General features: G+C 63.6%; 3 protein-coding genes and 3 rRNA genes. All 6 read right to left on the bottom strand.

The window, feature by feature from the left end:
* A 16S ribosomal RNA gene (locus BM436_RS35605) occupies nt 1–337 on the bottom strand; the annotation flags it as partial.
* Nucleotides 338–726: 389 nt separating this feature from the next.
* Nucleotides 727–993 (bottom strand): hypothetical protein, encoded by a 267-nt coding sequence (locus BM436_RS35600; RefSeq protein ID WP_143133515.1) that lies wholly within the window; start codon nt 991–993, stop codon nt 727–729.
* Nucleotides 990–3,419, bottom strand: coding sequence for a DUF8189 domain-containing protein (locus tag BM436_RS35595; RefSeq protein ID WP_218165005.1), 2,430 nt, complete (start codon nt 3,417–3,419; stop codon nt 990–992). Before BM436_RS35595 ends, BM436_RS35600 begins: the two co-directional genes overlap by 4 nt.
* A 283-nt stretch (nt 3,420–3,702) precedes the next feature.
* Nucleotides 3,703–5,475 (bottom strand): DUF885 domain-containing protein, encoded by a 1,773-nt coding sequence (locus BM436_RS35590; protein ID WP_093561645.1) that lies wholly within the window; start codon nt 5,473–5,475, stop codon nt 3,703–3,705.
* A 155-nt stretch (nt 5,476–5,630) separates the two neighbouring features.
* Nucleotides 5,631–5,743 (bottom strand): 5S ribosomal RNA (gene rrf / locus BM436_RS35585).
* A 110-nt stretch (nt 5,744–5,853) separates the two neighbouring features.
* Nucleotides 5,854–5,963: ribosomal RNA gene (locus tag BM436_RS35580) — 23S ribosomal RNA — on the bottom strand; the annotation flags it as partial.

Below are 5,963 nucleotides of genomic sequence, written 5' to 3'. Positions count from 1 at the left end.
GTAGGAGTCTGGACCGTGTCTCAGTTCCAGTGTGGCTGGTCGTCCTCTCAGACCAGCTACTGATCGATGCCTTGGTAGGCCTTTACCCTACCAACTAGCTAATCAGATATCGGCCGCTCCAGGAGCACAAGGCCCGAAGGTCCCCTGCTTTCATCCTTGGATCGTATGCGGTATTAGCGTAACTTTCGCTACGTTATCCCCCACTCTTGGGTACGTTCCGATATATTACTCACCCGTTCGCCACTCGCCGCCAGGTTGCCCCGCGCTGCCGTTCGACTTGCATGTGTAAAGCATGCCGCCAGCGTTCAATCTGAGCCAGGATCAAACTCTTCAGTTCAATCTCTGTTTAACGTCGTTGCCGACGTGGTCGCCCATCAAAATAACTGACGATTCCTCTTGCGAGGTCACGTTTATTTCTTTTGTTGAGCGTTTAATAATTTGAGCTAAGAGGCTTGCGCCTCCGGCATCATCATCAAACGCCCACACTTATCGACTGTTAATTTTTAAAGAACTTTTCTGCAGTTTTCAGCGAATCGTTTTGTTCGCAGCAGAGAGATGAGATTATGCGGTGTTTTGCGCTGCTCGTCAACTCTTTTTTCTTTTCCGCTTCGCCACACTTGCGTGCCGCGTTGCGAGGGACAGAACTATAGCAAGCCGCGGCGCGGCTTGCAAGGCCCGAATGCGAAAAACCCCGCCGGGATCACCCGGCGGGGCCTGGGCCCACGGTCAGGCGAACCTGACCTTCAGGATATCCGGTCCCGCCTCGACGACCTCGATACGCGGCGCCCCGGGCTGCTGGACGGTCCTGTCGTCGGGGCCCGGCATGCCCGCCGTGACGCCTCCGGAGGGACTGAAGTCCAGCGTTTCGCGCCCCCGCCTGCTGGGCGGGAACGGGAACCTGCCGCGTGGACGGTACACCCGGATGTCGCCCTCGTCCTCCTCGAACGAATGCGCCCAGCCGCCCTCCACGCCTGGCGCCCGCGGTTCCATCACGCCCCCATCGTCTCAAGCGTGGGTGCCACATCCCGCGGGACGGGCGCCACCGGGGCCTTGCCTCCGCCCTCGGGTTCGGGCAAGGCCTGTCCCTGCCGGAACGAGGAGATGGTGCCGCCCATGTACTCGTAGCCGGTGACCGAGGGTCCCCATGCCGAGCCGTTCCACCACTTGTGGTACAGCGCGCTGTCCGTGCCGGTGACGAACACGTCCAGCCGGTTCGGTCCCCACGCGGCCACGCGCGGCTGCGAGGTGCAGACGCCGCCCATGTACTCGTAGCCGGTGAGCGACGGGCCCCACGCGGCGCCGTTCCACCATTTGTGGTACAGCGCGCTGTCCGTGCCGATGACGAACACGTCCAGCCGGTTCGGTCCCCACGCCACCACTTCCGGCTGGCCGACGCAGACGCCGCCCATGCGCTCGAAGCCGTCCACCGACGGTCCCCACGCGCTGCCGTTCCACCATTTGTGGTACAGCGCGCCATCCGTGCCGGTGACGAACACGTCCAGCCGGTCCGGCCCCCACGCGACCGCGCGCGGCGCCGAGGTGCAGGTGCCGCCCAGGCGTTCATAGCCGGTCAGCGACGGGCCCCAGTTGGAACCGTCCCACCACTTGTGGTACAACGCGCGGTCGGTGCCAATCACGAACACGTCGAGCCGGTTCGGGCCCCACGCGACGATCTCGGGCTGTCCGACGCAGGTGCCGCCCATGTTTTCGTAGCCGGTCAGCGACGGTCCCCAGGCCGAGCCGTTCCACCACTTGTGGTACAGCGCGCGGTTCGTGCCCAGCACGAAGACATCCAGCCGGTCCGGTCCCCAGGAAACGATGCGCGGGTCGCCGACGCAGATGCCGCCCATGTTCTCGTAGCCGGTCACCGATGGGCCCCAGGCGGAACCGTTCCACCACTTGTGATACAGCGCGCTGTCGGTGCCGGTGACGAAGGCGTCCAGCCGGTTCGGGCCCCACGAGACGATTTGCGGCACGCTGGTGCAGGTGCCGCCCATGAATTCATAGCCGGTGACGGACGGTCCCCAAGCCGAGCCGTTCCACCATTTATGGTACAGGGCGCGGTCGGTGCCCAGCACGAACGCGTCGAGCCGGTTCGATCCCCACGCGACGATCGGCGAGGAGCTGGGCCGGATGCTGGCGGCGCTGGTGCCGATGGTGGAGCGCACGCCATCCAGGCAGGCGTGCATGCGCGCCACCTGGCCGGCGGTGAACATCACCATGGCGCGGTCGTCGACGTAGTCCATGTAGTTCATATACATGTCGCCGTTCGGGCCATTGCTGCAGGAGACGCGCGGGAAGGTGGGCGCGCCGGTGTTGTAGCCGCCCTGGTTGGGCGTGTCGGACACGTTGTCCGAGCCGGAGCAGCCGGTGCCGTCGTCGCCCCAGATATGGTTCAGATTGAGCCAGTGGCCGATCTCGTGCGTCGCCGTGCGGCCCAGGTTGAAGGGCGCGGCCGCCGTGCCGGCGGTGCCGAAGGCGGAATGCAGTATCACCACGCCGTCGGTGGCGGCCGGGCCGCCGGGGAACTGGGCGTAGCCCAGCAGGCTGTCGCTCAGCGGGCATACCCAGATGTTCAGATAGGCGTCGCTGGGCCAGGCGTTCATGCCGCCGCTGGCGTTCGACTTCACGGCGTCGTTGTCGGAGAAGCCGGCCACCGAGGTCTGGCGGCGCTCGATGCCGGTGCTGGGCGCGCCGCCCGGCGCCGTGGTGGCCAGGTAGAATTCGATGCGCGCGTCGGTGGCCAGCGGCAGGAACGGCGCCGGCGTGGTGCTGACATCGGGATTGGTGCGGCGGAAATCGCGGTTCAGCACCTCGATCTGGCTGGTGATCTGCGCGTCGGAGATGTTCTGCGCGGTGGTGTTCCACACCACGTGGACCACCACCGGAATGCGGGTGATGCCGGAGCGCTGGGAGGCGAGTTCGCCCGCCTCGTAACGCAGCGCCTGGTTTTCTATCGTGTCGCGGATGCGCGCGTATTCGGGATTGGTGGACAGCAGGCGTCGATGCACATCCATGGTGGCGCAGCGGCGCACCCTGGGTTGCGGGTCGGTGCCGCCGGAGGCGAAGTTGCCGCCTCCCCCGCCGTAGTTGCCGGAGCCCGAACCGGAACCGCCGTAGTTGCCGGAGCCGCCGCCGGGGTCGCCGCCGCCCGGGCCGCCGCCCATGTCGCCGCCAGGCATGTCGTCCTCGCGCGCGCCGCTGCGTTCATTCATGCCGCCGGAGGGCATGTCGTCTTGCGGTCCGCGCTTGCTGACGCCGGGCATGCCGCGGTCGTTCGGGTCCGCCCAGCCCAGATTGCCCTCGCCGGCCATCTGGTAGGACGCGCCGCTGCCGTTCTGCGCTGGTTTGGCTGCGGTGTCGCTACAGCCACAATCGTCGGTCATCGAGACCGCGCCCTTCTGCTGCTTTGCTCTCATGCTTGCCCCCTGTCTGGATACCTTTGTCCATGGACGCCCGGCGGACATCCACCTGTTTCCAATTTGCATCAAATTGGAATTCTTGATCTGGTATTAAGACAAGGCTAGCCCTGAAAGTTCCTCAAATTCTCCTGAATAGTCACATGCCCTGACATTTATTTTGATGCTGTGCTCCAATGCGATAGTAAAAATCAAATTTCAACTTTCCAACAGGATTTTATTCGTTCGTAGGAGCAAAAAAACCCGCCAGCGAGCCGGCGGGCATCGAGCGCGACGGCGAAGGTCAGCGCTGCGCGGGCACGAACTCCTGCATGACGGCCTTGCGCAGCAAGGCCGGCGGCACCAGCCCCTGGGCCAGCACGAAGTCGTTGAAGGCCTGGCGGTTGAACTTCTGGCGCAGGGCCACTTCCGCCGCCTGACGCGTTTCCATGAGACGCTGGTAACCGTAGAAGTAAGAGGTCGCCTGGCCCGGGGCGCGGAAAGTGTAGCGCTGCATTTCCTGCGTCGCCATCCCCTCGGACAGGCCCACCTCGTCCATCAGGAAGGATTTCACACCCTCCGGCGAAATCTCGCCCAGGTTCACCATCGGGTCGAGGAAGGCTCGCGCCGCGCGTTGCAGGCGCGCCTGCAACGCGAACAGTTGGCCGTCCAGCGGTTCGTAGGGCTGCATCTCGGCCTCGGCATACAAGGCCCAGCCTTCGACGTTGACGCTGTTGAAGGCGAACACGCCGCGCGCGGTCGAGACACCGGTTTCGATCATCTTGGCGAACTGCAGCTCGTGGCCGGGACGCGCCTCGTGCGCGGTCAAGGTCCAGCTGCCCGCCTGGTGGGTGAAGTCGTCGAACACCAGGGACTTGCCGCTGGCGTCGGGCGGCATGCCGGTGGTCAGCACGAACTCGCCATACTCGCCCGTGTTGCCGATCAGGCGCGGCGGGCTCATGTGCGGCGCCGGCTGCTGCGCGTTCTCGGCCGCGCTGGCCAGGCGGATCACGGCCTTGCGGGACGGCAGCGAGACGATGCCTTGTTCGCGCACGGCGGCCTCGATTTGCGTCAGGCGCTCGGCGTACAGCGGCATCACCTGGTCCACCGGGATTTGCTGCTTCTTCAGCTCGCGCATGACGGCGCGGTAATCGGCGCTGGGCAGCTTGCGTTCGCGCGCGATCAGCCCGGCCGTGATGTTCATCTGGTTGCGGATCTCGGCGAAGGACGTGAGCGCCTTGGCGATCAGCTCCCGCGGCGTGATGTCCACGCCGAACTGGCGCAGATTGTCCGCGTACACTTCGGGCGGCAGGCGGTGATCGGCGCGGGCGCGCGGCAGCACTTGCGTCCTCAATTGTTCGTTATAGGCCGTCAACTGTTTTTCCAGCGCGGCGAAGCTGGTTTCCCAGCCTTTCAGTTCGCTCTTGGCGAGCAGGTCCTTCATTCCTTTGAGCAGGGCCGGAGCGTCATTGATGGCTTGTTCGACCTGGCCCTTGTACGGCCCCAGCAGGTTCTTGTTGGCTTTCAGGCGCTCTTGCAGGCGCTCATTGGCCAGCTCGGTGAGCGGCCGGTGGCCCTTGGCCAGGCCGGCGTACTTTTCAAGGCGGACGAGCAGGGATTTCTGGCGCTCCTTGGGAATGCGGGGGTCGAGCATCTGGCGCACCACGCCGAACATCAGGCGCGTGACGTCGGTGAAGGGCAGCATGTATTTGCGGTTGATGGCGGCGGAGCGCAGCTGGTCCTGGGCGGTGGAGATCAGGATTTCCAGATCCTGCCTGATCTTCGGATCGGACTCGGCCTTGAGGCGTTTTTCCAGCTCGGCGATGACCGCGCGCGTATCCTTGGCGGTCGCCTCGAACTGGTCGCGCGACATGTCGGTGATCAGTTCATCATAGCCATCGACACCCAGGCTGCTCGCGCTTTCGGGCGAGTATTTGGCCAGGACATTCAGCAGCAGCTTGGCGTTCTCGTTGCTTTTGGTAACCCATGCCGGTTCGGCGGCGATGGCGGACATGGACAACAGGGCCAGGGTAAGGCCGCTGACCAGGATCCGGACTTTGCGATTGGATTTCGACATCGTATTCCTTTTTTGTTAAGGGAGTGCGAGCCGTATCTTAAACGCGAAAACCCCATCCGCGCTGAGCGCGATCTTGAGCGCGTTCAGGCTGATGGGGATTTTCTTAGAATGCGAAAAGCCCGCCAGGTCCCCTGGCGGGCTTTTCTATATAACTAGCCTGACGATAACCTACTTTCACACTGGTTGCAGCACTATCATCGGCGCAAAATCGTTTCACGGTCCTGTTCGGGATGGGAAGGGGTGGGACCGATTTGCTATGGTCATCAGGCTTTGACTTGTCGCGTCGCGCGCTATGGCGCGCGACTGCAATCCGGAGGAAGTAAAGTTGTTGGGTACATCATCAATACACAGGGTAATGCTCATAACCGTCAAGGTTATAGGGACAAGCCTTACGGGCAATTAGTACTGGTTAGCTTAACGCATTACTGCGCTTCCACACCCAGCCTATCAACGTCCTGGTCTCGAACGACCCTTCAAGGAGCTTAAAG

Origin of the sequence: Pseudoduganella namucuonensis (assembly GCF_900116645.1) — a bacterium.
In the GTDB taxonomy this organism is placed as follows: Bacteria; Pseudomonadota; Gammaproteobacteria; order Burkholderiales; family Burkholderiaceae_D; genus Rugamonas; species Rugamonas namucuonensis.
Note: the sequence above shows the minus strand (reverse complement) of the source record. Positions and strands in the feature narration are given on the sequence as shown.